At 64.7% G+C, this 16,444-nt stretch carries 14 protein-coding genes; 2 read left to right on the forward strand and 12 right to left on the reverse strand.

All coding sequences use genetic code 11. From position 1 onward, the window contains the following. The 5 genes from ACYVL5_RS21605 to ACYVL5_RS21625 are packed head-to-tail and all read right to left on the reverse strand — an operon-like array spanning nt 1 to nt 3,917. Nucleotides 1-1,203, reverse strand: a complete 1,203-nt coding sequence (locus tag ACYVL5_RS21605) for a bifunctional 3,4-dihydroxy-2-butanone-4-phosphate synthase/GTP cyclohydrolase II (protein ID WP_460597638.1) — start codon at nt 1,201-1,203, stop codon at nt 1-3. A gap of 43 nt (nt 1,204-1,246) precedes the next feature. Beyond that, nucleotides 1,247-1,891 (reverse strand): riboflavin synthase, encoded by a 645-nt coding sequence (locus tag ACYVL5_RS21610; protein ID WP_460597639.1) that lies wholly within the window; start codon nt 1,889-1,891, stop codon nt 1,247-1,249. 14 nt (nt 1,892-1,905) lie between these two features. Further along, nucleotides 1,906-3,003, reverse strand: coding sequence for a bifunctional diaminohydroxyphosphoribosylaminopyrimidine deaminase/5-amino-6-(5-phosphoribosylamino)uracil reductase RibD (gene ribD, locus ACYVL5_RS21615; RefSeq protein ID WP_460597640.1), 1,098 nt, complete (start codon nt 3,001-3,003; stop codon nt 1,906-1,908). 9 nt (nt 3,004-3,012) lie between these two features. Next, a complete protein-coding gene (nrdR, locus tag ACYVL5_RS21620) occupies nt 3,013-3,465 on the reverse strand; it encodes a transcriptional regulator NrdR (RefSeq protein ID WP_460597641.1) in 453 nt (150 codons plus the stop codon). After that, a complete protein-coding gene (locus ACYVL5_RS21625; RefSeq protein ID WP_460597642.1) occupies nt 3,462-3,917 on the reverse strand; it encodes a deoxycytidylate deaminase in 456 nt (151 codons plus the stop codon). Before ACYVL5_RS21625 ends, nrdR begins: the two co-directional genes overlap by 4 nt. 272 nt (nt 3,918-4,189) lie before the next feature. Here ACYVL5_RS21625 and ACYVL5_RS21630 point away from each other — a divergent pair, with 272 nt between their 5' ends. After that, nucleotides 4,190-6,481 carry a Tex family protein gene (locus ACYVL5_RS21630; RefSeq protein WP_460597643.1) on the forward strand — a complete coding sequence of 764 codons (2,292 nt, stop codon included), beginning with the start codon at nt 4,190-4,192 and terminating at the stop codon, nt 6,479-6,481. Between the two features lie 213 nt (nt 6,482-6,694). On the opposite strand, the gene ACYVL5_RS21635 is transcribed toward ACYVL5_RS21630, so the two are convergent. The 6 genes from ACYVL5_RS21635 to ACYVL5_RS21660 form a co-directional block, all read right to left on the reverse strand. Continuing rightward, a complete protein-coding gene (locus tag ACYVL5_RS21635) occupies nt 6,695-7,141 on the reverse strand; it encodes a hypothetical protein (protein WP_460597644.1) in 447 nt (148 codons plus the stop codon). A gap of 203 nt (nt 7,142-7,344) precedes the next feature. After that, nucleotides 7,345-8,022, reverse strand: coding sequence for a phosphatase PAP2 family protein (locus ACYVL5_RS21640; protein ID WP_460597645.1), 678 nt, complete (start codon nt 8,020-8,022; stop codon nt 7,345-7,347). A gap of 320 nt (nt 8,023-8,342) precedes the next feature. Further along, on the reverse strand, nt 8,343-8,540 hold the full coding sequence (locus tag ACYVL5_RS21645) for a rhodanese-like domain-containing protein (RefSeq protein WP_460597646.1): 198 nt from the start codon (nt 8,538-8,540) through the stop codon (nt 8,343-8,345). A gap of 108 nt (nt 8,541-8,648) precedes the next feature. Further along, nucleotides 8,649-10,013: an alginate export family protein gene (locus tag ACYVL5_RS21650; protein WP_460597647.1), complete on the reverse strand. Its 1,365-nt coding sequence runs from the start codon at nt 10,011-10,013 to the stop codon at nt 8,649-8,651. Nucleotides 10,014-10,303: 290 nt separating this feature from the next. Continuing rightward, complete coding sequence (locus ACYVL5_RS21655; protein ID WP_460597648.1) at nt 10,304-10,687, reverse strand: response regulator; 384 nt, start codon at nt 10,685-10,687, stop codon at nt 10,304-10,306. A gap of 2 nt (nt 10,688-10,689) precedes the next feature. Continuing rightward, nucleotides 10,690-12,546 (reverse strand): sensor histidine kinase, encoded by a 1,857-nt coding sequence (locus tag ACYVL5_RS21660; RefSeq protein WP_460597649.1) that lies wholly within the window; start codon nt 12,544-12,546, stop codon nt 10,690-10,692. Nucleotides 12,547-12,849: 303 nt separating this feature from the next. On the opposite strand from ACYVL5_RS21660, the gene ACYVL5_RS21665 reads away from it, so the two are divergent. Beyond that, complete coding sequence (locus ACYVL5_RS21665) at nt 12,850-13,860, forward strand: glycosyltransferase family 2 protein (protein WP_460597650.1); 1,011 nt, start codon at nt 12,850-12,852, stop codon at nt 13,858-13,860. A gap of 87 nt (nt 13,861-13,947) precedes the next feature. Here the strand turns inward: ACYVL5_RS21665 and ACYVL5_RS21670 are convergent, their stop codons facing one another. Beyond that, the gene (locus ACYVL5_RS21670; protein ID WP_460597651.1) at nt 13,948-16,275 is read right to left on the reverse strand and encodes a hypothetical protein; all 2,328 of its coding nucleotides are present in this window, start codon (nt 16,273-16,275) and stop codon (nt 13,948-13,950) included. Nucleotides 16,276-16,444 lie beyond the last annotated feature (169 nt).

A 16,444-nucleotide genomic window follows, 5' to 3' on the forward strand; every position in this document is an offset into this window, starting at 1 on the left:
TCAGATGTTTTCCAGCAGATGCCCCATCTTCTCGCGCTTGGTCCTCAGGTACTTCTCGTTGGCCTTGGAGGGAGGGATCTCGATGGGAACCCGCTCCACGATGTTGATCCCGTACCCCTGCAGGCCGACCAGTTTCTTCGGATTGTTGGTCATCAGGCGGATCTTCTTGACCCCCAGGTTGACCAGGATCTGGGCCCCGATCCCGTAGTCGCGGAGGTCGGGCTTGAAGCCCAGGGCGATGTTGGCCTCGACGGTATCTTTTCCCTGGTCCTGGAGGGCGTAGGCCTTGAGCTTGTTGGTGAGCCCGATGCCGCGCCCTTCCTGCCTCATGTAGAGGATGACGCCGGTCCCCTCCTGCTCGATCGCCTTCATGGCGGCGTGGAGCTGGTCGGCGCAGTCGCAGCGGACGCTTCCGAAGACGTCGCCGGTCAGGCACTCGGAATGGACGCGGACCAGCACCGGCTGGTCCCCCTTGATGTCGCCCTTGACGAGCGCCAGGTGCTCCAGTTTGTCGATGTCGTTCTCGAAGGCGACGGCGCGGAAGGATCCGTACTGGCTCGGGAGGGCGACCTCGACGGAGCGGCGCACGAGCGATTCGTGCTTCATCCGGTAGGCGACCAGGTCGGCGATGGTGCAGACCTTGATGCCGTGCTCCTTGGCGAACTTCTTCAATTCCGGCATGCGGGACATGGTCCCGTCTTCGTTCATGATCTCGCAGATGACGCCGGAGGGCTCGAGGCCGGCCAGGCGGGCGAGATCGACCGATCCCTCGGTCTGGCCGGCGCGCACCAGTACGCCGCCGTTTTTGGCCCTGAGCGGGAAGACGTGGCCGGGACGGGCGAGGTCTTCGGCCTTGGCGTCGGGGGCCACGGCGGTCAGGATGGTATGGGCGCGGTCGGCCGCGGAAATGCCGGTGGTGACGCCGCTCTTCGCCTCGATGGAAACGGTGAAGGCGGTGCCGAAGGACGACGTGTTGGTCTGTACCATGGGGGGGAGGTCGAGGCGGTCGCAACGCTCCGCGGTCATGGTCAGGCAGATGAGCCCGCGTCCAAAGCGGGCCATGAAGTTGATGGCTTCGGGGGTCACGCACTGGGCCGCCATGGTCAGGTCGCCTTCGTTCTCGCGATCCTCATCGTCGACCAGGATGACCATCCTGCCGGCCCTGATCTCCTCGATGGCCTCCTCAATTGTTGCTACTGACATCTTTTAAACCCCTTTTACGGCTGGATCAAAAGAGAAATTTATCTCATAGGTAGCCGTTTTTTGCAAGCAGTTCGAGTGTGACGCCGCCCGGCTTCTCGTCACGAGCGGAGAGCAGTCTCTCAAGATAGCGGCAGATCAAGTCGGTCTCTATGTTGACATGGTCCCCCACCCTTTTGCCGAGGAGCGTTGTCTTGGCGGCGGTGTGGGGGATGATGTTGACACTGAAGCTGTCGGAGGTAACCGTGTTGACCGTGAGGCTGATGCCGTCGATGGCGACCGACCCCTTGGGGGCGATGTAGCGGCCGTACTCGGCGGGGAAGCGGAAGGTGAAGACGATGTTGCCGGCGATCTCGCGGCGCTCGGTGATGGTGGCCAGGCAGTCGACGTGGCCGGAGACCAGGTGGCCGTCCAGGCGGTCGGAGAGGCGCATGGCCCGCTCCAGGTTGAGGGGAGAGCCGGAGTTGAGGTCCTTGAAGGAGGTGCGGTCGATGGTCTCGGGAGAGACGTCGAAGGTGAGCGTGCCGCCACCCTTGCGGACCACGGTGAGGCAGGCGCCGTTGACGGCCACCGAGTCGCCGAGCTTGATCTCCTCCAGGGGGAGCCCGGTCTTCACCGTCAGACTTCCCGAGGCGCCTTTACGCTCAATGGATACCAGCTCGCCAACGTTTTCTATCAGACCTGTGAACATATCAAACCTCTAGGTTACCTATCCGTATCCGGTTTTCCTTCCACAACCAGGTCGACGCCTATCTTCCTCACGGTCATCTCTTCAAGCCTGATGGCGTCGCCCATGTGGGTCGCGCCCTCCCCGGCGAAGAGGCCGTAGCCGGCGCCGCCTACCAGCTTGGGGGCCAGAAAGAGCATGCAGTGGTCGATGAGCCCCGCCCGCAGCGTCGCTCCGGCCAGATGGCTCCCCCCCTCCAACAAAACGGACTGCACCCCACGCTCGCCCAGCCTCGCGAAGAGGTCGTCCAGATCCACCTGTCCTCCCTTTTCCCGACAGTGCAGGATCTCGGCCCCCCGCTCCTTGAGCGCCTTCAGCTTCTCGAGGTCGCGACTGCAGGTCGCGATCAGGGTCCCGGCTTTGGAGTCCAGGGTGAAAAGCGCCGCATGCAGCGGGATCCTCAGCCACGAATCAACGACGACGCGCAAGGGATCTTTCCCGCCGGGGACCCGGCAGGTAAGCTGGGGATCGTCCTTGATCACGGTACCCACCCCGACCATGATGGCATCCATCTTCCCGCGCAGACGGTGCACCTCCCGGCGCGCGGCGTCGGAGGTGATCCACTTGGAGTCGCCGCTCGCGGTGGCGGTCTTGCCGTCCAGGGTCATGGCGCTTTTCAGCACAACGTAGGGACGCCTGGTCTGGATCCACTTCACGAAAGGGAGATTGATCTTGCGGCAGGCCGCTTCGAGGACCCCGGTCTCCACCTCGATCCCCGCCTCTTCGAGCATGGCGATACCGCGCCCGGAGACGAGCGGATTGGGATCGACCATCCCCACATAGACCCGGGCGACCTTGGCCTCGATCAGTGCTTTTGCGCAGGGAGGGGTCTTGCCGAAATGGGAGCAGGGCTCCAGGGTGACGTAGGCGTCGGCTCCGGCTGCCCGCTCACCGGCCTCGGCCAGGGCATGGACCTCGGCGTGGGGGGTGCCGGCCTTGCGGTGCCAGCCGGTCCCCACCACCTCGCCGCCCTTGACGATCACGCAGCCGACCGCGGGATTGGGAGAGGTCTTCCCTACCCCCTTTCTGGCCAGGGCGAGGGCGCGCCGCATCATGTTGTGGTGGAAGGTGGACATGGCGTCGGATTATTTCTTCAGAAGGTCCTGGAGCTCGTTCATGAACTCGTTGATGTCCTTGAAGGAACGGTAGACGGAGGCGAAGCGGACGTAGGCGACCTGGTCGATCTTGTGGAGCTCGGACATCACCCACTCGCCTAACTGGGTGCTCGGGATTTCCTTCTCCCCGCTCTCCTGGAGGGTGGTCTCCAGACGGTCCACCAGGCGCTCGATGGTCTCCACGGAGACCGGACGCTTCTCGCACGCCTTCTGGATCCCGGAGACGAGCTTCATCCGGTCGAACGCCTCGCGCCGGCCGTCGCGCTTGGTGACCAGGGGGAGGATTTCCTCCACCCTCTCGTGGGTGGTGAAGCGCTTGCCGCAGGACTCGCACTCGCGCCGGCGCCTGATGGTAGCCCCCCCCTTGTCGGGCCGGGAATCGACGACTTTACTGTCGGCGAAGCCGCAGAAAGGGCATTTCATTTCTCGGCCTCCTCGTACTTCTCGACCAGCACCCCGGACTCCTTGATCATCTGCTCGGCCAGCTGGTCGGGGTACCCGGTGAGGTAGACCACCCTTTTGATCCCGGCGTTGATGATCATCTTCGAGCAGATTATGCAGGGCATGGTGTTGCAGTAGAGGGTGGCCCCCTCGATGGAGGTGCCGTGCTTGGCGGCCTGGATGATGGCGTTCTGCTCGGCGTGCAGGCCGCGGCAGAGCTCGTGACGCTCGCCGGACGGGATGCCGAGCTGCTCGCGGAGGCAGCCGACGTCGAGGCAGTGGGCGGTCCCGGAGGGGGCGCCGTTGTATCCGGTGGCGAGGATATTCTTGTCCTTGACGATCACCGCGCCGACGTGACGCCTGAGGCAGGTGGATCGCTTGGACACCAGGCGAGTGATCTCGATGAAGTACTCATCCCAGGTAGGACGGGTCATAAAAGGCCCCTTTTGGTGTGAAATTTGCTCATGGTAGCCGATTCACGCGGGCCGGTCAAGCAGCGTCAGCCGGCCTTCCAAAAATGCTTGCCCCCGGAGCGCAAAGTGGTGTAGGAAGGATACCCCCTCGCGGGTGCTACTGGTTATGTCAATGCCCTCTCCCCCCGGGAGAGGGTGGCCGGAGGCCGGGTGAGGGAACACGTCAAAATATCCCTCACCCCTGCCCCTCTCCCGGGGGGGAGAGGGAGTATGGGGCCGTAAGGAGCAAAACGTTGATTACCGATCACCCGAACATTCTCGCTGTCATCGTCGAAGAGAGCGGGCTTCCCCGGCAGGGGGTCCTGCAGACCATCGCGCTTTTGAACGAAGGGGGCACCGTCCCCTTCATCGCCCGCTACCGCAAGGAACAGACCGGCGAACTGGACGAGGTGCAGATCCGCCTGATCGAGGACCTGCTCGCCTACCACCGCGAACTCGAGGAACGCAAGGTCACGGTGCTCAAAAGCATCGAGGAGCAGGGGAAACTCACCGACGAGCTCAAGGCCCGCATCGTCTCCTGCCGTAAGAAGACGGAGCTCGAAGACCTCTACCTCCCCTACAAGCCGAAACGCCGCACGAAGGCGACCATCGCGCGCGAGCGCGGGCTCGAGCCGCTCGCCGACCTGATCGCGGCCCAGGAGCCGGGCGCGGGCTCCCCGCTGGACCTCGCCCTCCCCTTCGTCAACGAGGAGCTCGGGGTGCCGGACCCGGAGGCGGCCCTCGAGGGGGCCGGCCACATCCTCGCCGAGCGGCTGGCCGAGGACGCCGACCTGCGCGCCATGGTGCGCGAACTGACCCGCGAACAGGGGATCTTCCATGCCAAGCTCTCCGGCGAGAGCGAGGACAAAGAGAAGAAGTACGAGATGTACTACGACTACCAGGAGCCGATGAAGTCGATGCCCTCCCACCGTATGCTGGCCATGCGGCGCGGTGAGAAGGAATCGGTGCTGAGGCTCGTGCTACTGGCCCCGGAGGAGGAGATTCTCGACCGGATGCGGCTTCGTTCCATCAAAACGGCGAGCCCCTTCCGGGAGCTTCTCTCCGCGGTCTGTTCGGACGCCTATCACCGGCTGATCGCCCCTTCCATCGAGGTGGAGCTGAGGCTGGAGGCGAAGACCCGGGCGGACGAGGCGGCCATCGCCGTCTTCGCGCAGAACCTCAGGAACCTCCTCTTGCTCCCGCCCGCCGGAAACCGGCGCGTGCTCGGGATCGACCCAGGCATGCGGACCGGCTGCAAGCTGGCCGCCCTCAGCGAGACCGGCCGCTTCCTCGAGCACGCCACCATCTATCCCCATACCGGCGGCGCCAAGGCGGAGGCGGCCGGTGGGGAACTGGTGGCCATGGTCGAGCGCCACGACTGCCGGCTGATCGCCATCGGCAACGGCACCGGGGGGCGCGAGACCGAGATCTTCGTCCGCGACGCGCTGAAGAAGGCGGGGTGCAGGGCCGAGACGGTCATGGTCAACGAGGCGGGGGCCAGTATCTATTCCGCTTCCGAGATCGCCCGCGAGGAGTTCCCGGAGCTCGACCTCACCATCAGGGGCGCCATCTCGATCGGCAGAAGGCTCCAGGACCCGCTGGCCGAGCTGGTCAAGATCGATCCCAAGAGCATCGGCGTCGGCCAGTACCAGCACGACGTCAACCAGTCGCTCTTGAAGAAGGCGCTGGACGCGGTGGTGGAGTCGTGCGTCAACTACGTCGGCGTCGATCTCAACAGCGCCTCCTGGGCGCTCCTCTCCTACGTCGCCGGCCTCTCCGAAAACCAGGGGCGGGCCATCGTCCGCTACCGCGACGACAACGGCCCCTTCGCCAACCGCCAGGCGCTCCTCAAGGTCGCCCGCTTCGGCCCCAAGGCGTTCGAGCAGGCGGCGGGCTTCTTGAGGATCCGCGGCGGCGACCATCCGCTGGACAACACGGCGGTCCATCCGGAAAAGTATGCCGTGGTGGAACAGATGGCGGCCGACCTCGGGGTGAGCCTGGAGCGGTTGGTGGCGGACCCGTCGCTGTCGGCGACCATCAAGCTGGAGCGCTACCTCACCGAGGAGGTGGGGCTCCCGACGCTCAAGGACATCCTGGCCGAGCTGAAGAAGCCGGGGCGCGACCCGCGCGAGGAGTTCAGGAGCGCCACCTTCAGGGAGGACGTTTCCACCATCGAGGACCTGAAGGAGGGGATGATCCTGCAGGGGGTGGTGACCAACGTGGCCGCCTTCGGCGCCTTCGTCGACATCGGTGTGCACCAGGACGGACTGGTCCACGTGAGCCAGCTCTCGCACAAGTTCGTGAAGGATCCCAACGAGGCGGTCAAGGTGGGGGAGATCGTCAAGGTGAAGGTGCTGGCCGCCGACCCGCAGAGAAAGAGGATCTCGCTCTCCATCAAGCAGGCGGAGCCGGAGAAGGCGCAAAAGGGTGCCGAGCGGCCGCGGGATAGCCGCGGCGAGCGCCGCCCGGAGCCCCAGAAGAAGCCGGCCGCTCCGGTGGACGAAAAGAGCGCCTGGGAACGGGCGGGATTCCGGATCAAGAAGTAACCCTCCGAAGGCCGGGTGAGGGAGACATTTCCACCCCCTCACCCTGGCCCTCTCCCCCATGGTGGCGAGGGGATATCAGTAATTAGGAGAGTGGACGGCCGAAGGGCGGGTGCCAGGAAATATCCGCAAAAAACAAGAGAGGGGATGCCGTGGCATCCCCTCTCTTGTTCCGTCCCGATTTTTCAGAAGGGATTCCCCCTCGTCTTATTCTTCCTACGCGGTCCGCAGAAGCTTCCGTCCGCTCTTGAAGACCACCTCGATCTTCCCGGCCTGGGTGGCGGCGACGAGACCGATGCCGAACGTCGGGTGGCTCACCAGGGTGTTGGCCCGGAAGGTGGCGTTCATGCTGTAGGCGACCGCCTGATCCGGGTCGTGCGGGGCGATCATCTCCTCCCATATCGCCTCGTCGGACAGCACCGGTGTCTTGGTCCTTCCCGCGGTGGTCCGGGCCGGCTTGGCCGCGGCGGACCTTGTCACCGCCGCCTTCGGCTCCTTGGCCTCCTTGGCCGGACGATGGTTGTGCTCGCTGCCGCAGGTGTTGCACTTCACCCTGACCACCTGGGTCCCCACCATGGCCACGATGGTGTGGTTCAAGAGCGCCTTGCACCGCGTGCACTGCGATTCGATGTTGTCTCCAGCCGCTACTGCTCTTCTCTCCATTGGTCCTCCATGACCGCTTTGGGAAACAAAAAGGGTTTAACCGCATGGGTTAAACCCCCTTTTTCAGTATGGTCAAGGACGGCGGGTCCGGCACCCTTCCGCCTCTCGTGTCATCTTTAGCACCGCTTTAATTTTTGACCGGCGCACCTTTGAAATATAAGGGATTTAGCCCGTCGATGCAAGCGAAAAGTGGCCGGGGACGATCATCGGCAGCCATCCGGCGCCCGGCACCCTCCCCTCCCCGCCACCTGCGGCGCGTCGCCGAAAAGGAGCTGGGAGATGGTGGCCTCGGTGGCCAGCCCGAAGTAGACTCCCGCCAGCACGTCGCTCAGGAAATGGTAGCTGGTCAGCATGAGCGCCACCGCCAAGAAGGCGCAGGCGACGAGCGCCCAGCCGCGGCTCCACGGAAAGAAGCGGGCGGTTGCCGCGAGAAGCGCCGCCGCCACCAGCATGTGGCCGGAGGGAAACCCCACCCACCCTTCGTTGCCGCGGAACCAGTGGAAGGCGGCCGCCTCGTGCCCCTCGAGCCAGTCCCTGGTGGTGGTCCGGCCGAAGAACAACTTGAGCAGCTGTTTCATCCCGAACGAGACCGGCGCCGTCCAGGCGACCAGGTGGCAGAGTCGGGTCAGCGCGTCGTCGATCCCTTTCCTGCGCCGGGCAAAGTAGATGCCACCGGCCGCCACCGTGACCAACACCACCGAGGTGAGCAGCATGTCCGGGAGGTCGGTGGTCCGCTGGTGCCACTCCTCGATCGAGAACAGGTTCTTCTTCACCCAGTGGGCCACCGGGAGGTCGAGAAAGGAGACGCAGAGGTAGAGGAGCGGCCCGGCCACCAGGGTAATGCTGATCCATCTCTGCAGAAAGCGGCGATTGGTTGGCAACGCTGACACTCCCGAGCGGGTGGTGGGGGAACTGACATACCTACCATACTTTGCCGACGAGTAAAAGCCGAAAGGAAAGGGAGGAAAATCGAACGGAAGGGAAAACCGCGCATTTGAGCGGGGTTGTGGCCAAATCCGGGAGCGAGTGGCCGGGGGCGGCTGCGGGCGCCGGCCCGGCCTTCGTTCCCGTTACCGGCGGCCTAGCGAACCCCGAGTCCCGCCTGTTTCCACCCCTCCACTCCACCTCTCAGGGCCTTAGCGTTTCGGTAGCCCTTGGAGAGATACTGCGCCGCCAGACCGGCGGACGTCGCTTCCTTCGGTCAGGCGCAGTAAAAAACGATCTCCTGATCCTTGGGAAGCGATGGTTCGACTTCCCGGAACTGGCGCAGGGAGATCGCGTCCTCCAGGCGCAGGGCCTGGAACTTCTCATCGTCGTCGTAGGCGCAGACCAAAAGCGCCTGCTTCGACCGTACCCTGTCCCGGATCTCCTCCGGGGCGACACGCGGTGTGACATCCATGGCTGTACCTCCTGTGCGGATGGTATGCCCCCCCCGGCCACCGGGGCCGGAGAGGATCAGCTCAAGCATGAGATACCGGGGGAGGGTTGTCAAGGAAGGGGCCGGGAACTATTTCCCCTTCAGCTTCGACTTCTCCAGGTTGAACTGCAGCATGGCGTAGGCGAAGTGGACGTCCTCTCCCCCGCCGGCCTGCCGGAAGAAGGGGCCGGAGAAGAAGTGGTCGTAGGCGAGGATCACCGAGTAGTTGTCGGAGAAGGTATAGGTGAGGGCGAAGTCGGTCTCCAGGCCGAGATTGGTGCTGAAGCCGTCCTCGACGGCGGCTGCGGTAAAGTAGTGTCCGGTGGCGGCAACGTTCAGCTCCTTGGTGAGATCGATGCCGTAGCCCAGGGTGTAGACCTGCAGGCCGCTGGCATGGTGGCCGGCCACGTTGGCGCCGGAAAGGTCGGCGAAGAGGCTCATGTCGCCGACGATGCTCGAGTCGTTGGAGGGGTTGTGGAACTCGTAGCGGGCAGATCCCCCCTCGGCCGCCCCCTTGCTGCCGGTGCCCGCGGCGTACCCGCCCCACAGCTTGTGGTGCATCCCGCCACCCTCGAGTTCAGCGGTCAGGTCGAGATGGCCGCCGAAGGCGCTCACGTCGGTATTCGACCCGGTGGAGGGGCGGTAGATTTCCCCGTTCTGGTAGACCGGCTCGATCTCGACGCAGAGCGGCCCGACCTTGGTGGTTCCCCTGAGGCCGTAGCTGTTGATGGTCTGCCCGGGCAATCCCGCCACCTCCTGGTAGTCGCGCAGGAAGTACCCCTCCAGGGACTTCCCTTCCCCGAGGGTCCAGGTGCCATAGGCGCCGGCCAGGTTTCCTTTCACCCCGTCGGCCCACGGCGCCACGTAGCCGCCCCCCAAAAGGTCGAGGGAGACGGTATCGGTGGGCTGGATGCGGAGCCGGCCGCCGTCGTAGCTGAGCCCGTTGAAAAAGGCGTCGGCGCCCAGCATGAAGTTGCTCCCGTAGGCGAATTCCTGCCGCCCTCCCTTGAGGGAGAGGAGGTTGCTTCCGGGAATCCTGGCCTCCAGGTACCCCTGGTAGAGCGCCAGTTGCCAGTCGTCATCCCTTCTCCCGGTGAAGCCGTAGAGCTGCCCCTCCAGGTGAAGGTCGAGGTAATCGGTGGGATGCCAGAAGGCGTACGGCTTCGCGCGGTAGACGAAGCGCCCTTCGGAGTGCTCGGGGAGGTAGCTGAAGGCACCGAGGGCCATGTTCCCCGCCCCCTCCCCCCTCACGAAGCCGTTCACCCCGAAGCGGTAGAGCACCTCGGCCTTGGCCTCCGGAGTCTCGGTCGGGGGAGGACCCGGCACCGAGGTGGGACCGGGAGAGCTCTCCCCGCCCGCCTCCGCCACCGAAACCGCAGAGGCCGGATTCTCAGCCCACGCACCTCCCGAAACCGCCACCGACAACGCCACCGCTACCAGCACACGCCGAACCATCTACCCCTCCTCTTTCGCTAGAACCGTCAATTCCTACTCTTAATCGGCAGCCGCCGGAAAAATATGAGGATTTTCCCGGCCGAGACCGCGGCCCCATTGCAGAAATTGAAAATTGAAATCGTTTATAGGGTGCTAAAGGGGGATTGTCAACTATTTAATGAGAGACAGGGAGAAAAAAGCGGCGGGAGGCTCCTCCACGGGGAATCGTCAGGCAGTGAGGCAGGGGATGGATGAGGGTCTGGTCGAGACGGCGGAAGGAAGTCAGCTTGGGCGCGGACTATTCGGGAGGATCATTCGGCTCCTTGGAGCTTGGCGATGCAGCGTGAGATGGCCAGGAAGAGGGTGGCGTAATCGACCGGCTTGAACACGTAGTGGTCGATCTGGCTCTCTTCGCCGAAGGCCTCCACGAGCGATCCCTTTCCGGTATCGGCGGTCACGACGATGAACATGGTTTCGGGGCTCAGCTGCCGTATCTCCCGGACCATCCCGCCCCCTCCCATGCCGGGCATGTTGAGGTCGGTGACGACGATCTGCGGCCGGCGCCGGGAGAAGAGCTCGACCCCTTCCCTGCCGTTGGCTGCGCTGGAGATCTCCACGTTGGGGAATTTCCTGCGCAGGATCGAGCAGAGGATGGTGCGGGTGTCCTCGTCGTCTTCGACAACCATGATTTCCATGCTCACACCTCGATCCTGAACTCGGCGCCGTTACCGTTGTTGCGCGCGGTGAGGCGCCCGCCCATGTTTTTCTCGATGATGGTCTTGGACATGAAGAGTCCCACCCCGGTCCCCAATTGAGGCCCTTTGGTGGTGAAGTAGGGGTCGAAGATCTTGGCCATGATCTCGTCCGGGATCCCGCCGGCGTTGTCGGCGACGGTGACCACGGATCTCCCCTCTTCGGCGTCGAGGGTGATGACCACGCGGGGGTCGCGGATACCCCGTTCCTTCACGGCATCTCTCGCGTTGACCAGGATGTTCAAGAGCACCTGGGAAAACTCGTTCGGGTAGCCCGACACCAGCGAATCCCGGTTGGCCACCACCTGGACATGGATCTGCTGCCCCTGCAGGGTCCCCTCCATAAGGGAAAGGGTCCTCGAGACCTCATCCCCCACCCTGAAGGTTACCTTATCCTTGTTGGGGCGGAAGAAATTTCTGAAATCGTCGATGGTCCGGGACATGTGCTTGATCACCTCCAGCGACTTGCGGGTGTTCTCCTCCAAAAAGAGCTGGTCGGTTTCGTCGAGAGCCAGGAAGAGGGAGGGCTTTTGCACCAAAAGCGAGAGGGAATTGAGCGGTTGGCGCCATTGGTGGGCGATGTTGCCGATCATCTCCCCCATGGCCGCCTGCCGGCTTTGCTGGATCAGCATCCGCTCCTGCCGGCGCAACTCCTCCAGGGTCCTAAGCTTCTCCGAGGTCTCCCGGTTGAGGTCCTCGATGCTGCGCGAGAGGCGCTGCTCGGCCAGGTCCCGCTCCTGCGCCCGTTCCCGCAACAGGTTGGAGGCCTGCACCAGGGCGTCGGCCACCTCGGCGGTCTCCTTGACGGTCTGGTCGGCGACCGCCCCGACCACCTCGCCGGCACCGATGGCGAGGGCGGGGGCGACCAGCGACTGGATGTCGCCGGCGATGCGGCGGGCGATAGCGGTCGCGAGCAGGATACCCACCAGCGAAAGGAGGGTGGCCCCCCCGGCGGCCAGCGCGACCCAGCGGTACATGTCGGCCATCACCTGCGACATGGGAACCCCGAAGGAAAGGATCCACCCGGACATGAGCGACCTGCTGAAGGCCACCAGCACGGTGATCCCGGCCACGTTTTTCACCTCGCCGGTCCCGGTCTCCACCCCGGCCCTGGCCGCCCGGCGGAAATCGGGGCCCGCCTTGGTACCGACGAACCGTTCCGGTTGGGAAGTCCTGGCCACGATGACGTGGTTTCGGTCGAGCACCGTGCAGTACCTGCCGTCCGGCAGCGACTGGTTTCGCAACAGCGCGGTCATCCTCTCTGAGGGAAAGGCGAGCGAGAGGTCGTAGCGGACGGTTCCGTTGACGAAGACCGGGACGTCGATGGCGATCATGGGGCGCTTGGTGACGGCACCGAAGAAGAGATTGCTGATGACCGGCCGGCCGGTTGCGAAGATGGCCTTGACCAGTTCCTGGTTGGCGCGCTTGGGAAGGGGGGTACCGAAGGGGCGAAAGGAGTTGACCAGCTGCTGGCCGGAGCTGTCCGCGACGATGATGTCGCAACCGGGATAGGCTTGGAGAAGTTCGTGGGTCTGGCGATGGATGTCGGCAAAGTCCCCTTTGGCGAAGGAGGGGGAGGTGGCCAGGGCGAGGAGGGCGGATTGCATGCTGGTGAGCTCGCGGTCGACCACCATCCCCATGATGCGGGCGCTGGCCAGCATTGACCGGTGGAGCCCCTCGAGCTTGCTCGTGTACGCGTACCAGACCAGCGCACCGGCGATCAACCAGACCGGCAGCACGCAGGCCAGCACGAGGCAGGTCAGCTGGAACCGGATGGTGGTGCGTTTTCTGGCACTCGGCATGGGACCCCTCGCCGCTGTATCGGTCTGTTCAAGGGAGCGCGTGGGGTGCCAGGACGGTCACTCCACGACAACCGGCGGCTCAAAGCTGGTACTTAAAAACAAAACCACGAAACGAGATATCCACAATATAGAACAACTCCCATGTTGTCAAGAAACGGGCCGGTATCGATGATTCTCAAGAGGCGCCCTCGACCGGGACCTACCGAAGGAAGAAGAGAGGGGGGGGGAACTTTCTATAAAAGAGGAATTTTCCCTCTGAATGTTGTAGTATCGGCTCCCGCCAAATTCAATTACGAGGCTCTTATGACAGGTTCTCCATTCATATCCATAGTGATGCCGGTACGAAACGAAGAGCGGTTTCTCGAGGCGGCGCTCGACTCCCTGTTCCGGCAGACGGTGGGTGACTGGGAGCTGATCGCGATCGACGACGGCTCGACCGACCGGACCGGGGCCATCCTGGAGGCGGCGGCCCAGGGCGACCCGCGGGTTCGACCCCTCAGGCGGGAAGGTGGCGGGCTGATCGCCGCCCTCAACGCGGGGATCGCCCTCTGCCGGGGGGAGCTGGTGGCGCGGATGGATGGCGACGACATATCCCATCCCCGCCGGCTGGAGCGGCAGGCCGCGCATCTGGCGGCCCATCCCGAGGTGGGGCTCGTGGCGGCCGAGTTCCGGCACTTCCCGCGCGGCTCGCTCAGGAGGGGGATGCTCGACTACGAGAGGTGGCAAAACGGACTTTCCAGCCACGAGCTCATCCTGCGGGACCTCTTCGTCGAGTCCCCCTTCGTGCACCCGGGGGTCATGCTGCGCCGAACGCTGCTCGAACAGGCGGGGGGTTACCGCGAACTGGGGTGGGCGGAGGATTACGACCTTTGGCTCCGGCTGGCGGCCCGGGGGGTGAGGTTCGCCCGGCTCCCCGGTCCGCTCATCTTCTGGCGCGACCACCCGGAGCGGGCCACCAGGACCATGGACGATTACGCGGCCCAGGCCATGCGGCGCTGCAAGCTCCACCACCTCAGGCAGGGGTACCTCTCGGGGATCGGGGAGGTGGTGCTGGCCGGGGCTGGAAAGGAGGCGCGGGCCTGGCAGAGGCTCCTCGCCGGCGAGGGGGTCCGGGTCGGCCACTGGCTCGACATCGACCCCAAAAAACTCGGGAGGATCCTGCACGGGGCGCCGGTGATCCGGCCGGAGGAACTGGAGCTCGCCGGGAGAAAGATGCTCTGCGCGATCGGGCTTAGGGGGGGCAGGGAGGCCTTCCGCGAAACGGCCGGCGGGCTCGGGTGGGTAGAGGGGAAGGATTTCGTCTGCGTGGCGTAGCCAGCGCTAAGCCGTGCGGCGCAACGGATCGGCGGGAAGAAGAGCTCGGGCATCGCCACCAGATGATGGCGATGCCCGAGGCGCGGGTTACTTGAGGAAGATCGCGATGGCGTAAGCGCCCGGATCCCAGGTGGAGTTCAGGATCACGACCTTCTTGTCGCGGGACAGGAAGCCGTGGGTGCTCGCGTCGGAGGTCTGGCTAATGAGGCCGGTGGAACCGATGGTCATGCCGGTGGCGCTGGAACCGGACAGGCTGGTGTTCCCGGTACTGTCGAGTACGGCGCTGGGGGTGAAGTTCCCCGAGGCATCCAGGTAGGCGACATCGCGCTCCCAGACCGGGGTCGGCTCGTTGGCCAGCCCGTAGCCCACGTAGTTGCCGACGAGATCGGCCGAGCTGAAGCTCTGGCTTCCGATCGAGGCGACGCCGAACATGTAGCCGTTGGTGTTGCCGGAGGTCCCGACGAAGAACATCATGCTCTTGTCAGGGGTGAGGAACCCGTGGAAATTCGGGGAGCCCGGCACGCTCACCGCCCCGTTGGACGCCACGTCTAAGTAGACCCCGCTGGAGGGGGGACCGTAGTTGGGCACCGTCTCGATCTTGTTGGCCACCAGCAGTTGGCGGGTGGAATCGAGCGAGCCGGTCACGAAGGCGTAGTAGTTGTCGGTGCCGCTCCCGAGCTCGCAGGAGGTGTAGCTGAGCGGACCGGTCAGGTCGGCGTTGGAGAAGCTCCCGGTCTGCTTGACGGCCACCCTCATCAGCTTGGCGTTTCCGTCGGTGGCGACCCCGACTGCCACCGCCTTGTTGGAGCTCATCTGGAGCTTCGGCGCCTGGGTGAAGGCGGCGGTGCCGCTCTCGGTGATGCTGCCGGTGCCGTCGATGGTCCAGTTGATGGTGCCTCCCACGATGTTGACGTCGGTGTTGCCCACGCTGTCCAGATAGGAGTTGATGGTGACGGCTCCGTTGGATGCCACGGTGGCCTTTACGATGACCCAACCGGGAGCAAGACTGTTGACCACGTCGGCACCGGTATAGAAGTGGATCAGGTTCCAGGTGCCGGTCAGGTCGGCCTGGGTGAAGGCGGCCCCGGTGGTGCTCCCGCCGCCGGTGGTGGCTGTGCCGACCGAGCGCCCCTGGCTCATCGAGTCGGCATTGATGACGAAGGTCTTGTTCGGGAAGGTGTATCCCGACTTGGAGACCGAGACGACGACGGTGTGACCGGCGGGGATGTTGAGCACCGTGTACTGGCCATAGGTGCCGTCGGTGGCGGTGAGCGAGGCGTCGAGCTGGCCGCTGCTGTTGGTGTAGATCACCGGATAGACCGTCTGGTCCGCCTGGTCGACCGCGCTGACCACCGCGCCGGCGAGGAAGCCGCTGACCTGGTTGGTGCTGGAGACCACCCGGGTGCGGATGAGGCCGTTGCCGGCCTGGTTGCCGAGGTTGGTGAGGTTGGCCATGGTCGGCAGCGCGTAGGGGCGGTCGGAGACATCGAGGTCCGCGGCCAGGGAGAAGGTATTGGAGCAGGCGCCGGCGTAGCCGGAGAGGCTCATCTTGATGTAGAACGGGGTCCCCTGGGGGATACCCGCCAGGGTGAAGCTGCCGTTGGCGTCCGAGGTGGTGGTGATTTCCGGGGAGAGCCCCACCGTGGTGACGGTCACCCCCTGGAGCGGGTTGTAGGCGGTAAGCGAGGTGAACACGGCGACCTTCGAGGTGAAGGAGACCGCATCGGGCGGCGGGTTGTAGCCGGTGGTGGCGGCGGCCACCGTGCTCTGCGCGGTCCCCGCGGAGACGGGGGCCGGCCCGCCGGCCACCGCGCTCCCACCCTGGATGGTGTACTGGACCGTGTTGACCTGGGTGGTGGTGGAGGTGCCGGCCAGGAAGCTCCCGGTGTCGACCCCGTTGGTGACGGTGGCGGCCACCACGTTGACCACGTTGGCGAGGTCGACCTGGCTCTGGGTTGCGCTTGCGGGTGCGTAGAGGACGGTGTCGACCGCACTCTTGATGGTCTTCTCGAGGACGGCCGGCTGGACCCCGGCGACCGACGACGAGCTGACCGAAGCGTTGGCCGCCTCCCCGATGGTTCCCGCCACCACGCCGATCTTCCTCTCGGTCAGGTGGACCGCGGCGGTGGAGATCTTGTCGATGTTCTTGGTCACCGTGGTGCTCGTCATGGAGCCTTGGTCGACCACCCCCTTGATGACCTTGTTGCCGTTGGTGACCTTGATGACGTAGTCACCCTTGGTGAGCCCTCCCACCTCGTAGGTCACCGCCCCGCTGCCGCTGGTGGGCACGGTGGCGTGGACCGAGGCGACCGACTTGCCTTCCAGGGTCTTGACCTCGACGGTCGGTGCCGTCGTCCCCGCGTTCACGCTGTTCACGTCCCCCTGGGTGACGTCGCTTCCCGCCGGGAACGCCACGGTCCCCAGGATCTTGTAACTCCCCCCGCTCCCTCCGGAGGATGAATTCTAGTTCAAAATGCACCACCCTGAAGGAGGGGTAGAAAACGAAGGGACACAGTGAGTTTTTCTGGTAGTTTGGAAGCGCCAACGACCAAACCTCAGAAGGAGAACCCACCGTGCCCCACAA

This window comes from Geomonas sp. Red276 (assembly GCF_054784495.1).

Coding starts and splice junctions, on each gene's coding strand:
- ACYVL5_RS21605 (WP_460597638.1), bottom strand. CDS start 1,203: ATGTCAGTAGCAACAATTGAGGAGGCCATCGAGGAGATCAGGGCCGGC.
- ACYVL5_RS21610 (WP_460597639.1), bottom strand. CDS start 1,891: ATGTTCACAGGTCTGATAGAAAACGTTGGCGAGCTGGTATCCATTGAG.
- ribD (WP_460597640.1), bottom strand. CDS start 3,003: ATGTCCACCTTCCACCACAACATGATGCGGCGCGCCCTCGCCCTGGCC.
- nrdR (WP_460597641.1), bottom strand. CDS start 3,465: ATGAAATGCCCTTTCTGCGGCTTCGCCGACAGTAAAGTCGTCGATTCC.
- ACYVL5_RS21625 (WP_460597642.1), bottom strand. CDS start 3,917: ATGACCCGTCCTACCTGGGATGAGTACTTCATCGAGATCACTCGCCTG.
- ACYVL5_RS21635 (WP_460597644.1), bottom strand. CDS start 7,141: ATGGAGAGAAGAGCAGTAGCGGCTGGAGACAACATCGAATCGCAGTGC.
- ACYVL5_RS21645 (WP_460597646.1), bottom strand. CDS start 8,540: ATGGATGTCACACCGCGTGTCGCCCCGGAGGAGATCCGGGACAGGGTA.
- ACYVL5_RS21650 (WP_460597647.1), bottom strand. CDS start 10,013: ATGGTTCGGCGTGTGCTGGTAGCGGTGGCGTTGTCGGTGGCGGTTTCG.
- ACYVL5_RS21655 (WP_460597648.1), bottom strand. CDS start 10,687: ATGGAAATCATGGTTGTCGAAGACGACGAGGACACCCGCACCATCCTC.
- ACYVL5_RS21660 (WP_460597649.1), bottom strand. CDS start 12,546: ATGCCGAGTGCCAGAAAACGCACCACCATCCGGTTCCAGCTGACCTGC.
- ACYVL5_RS21665 (WP_460597650.1), top strand. CDS start 12,850: ATGACAGGTTCTCCATTCATATCCATAGTGATGCCGGTACGAAACGAA.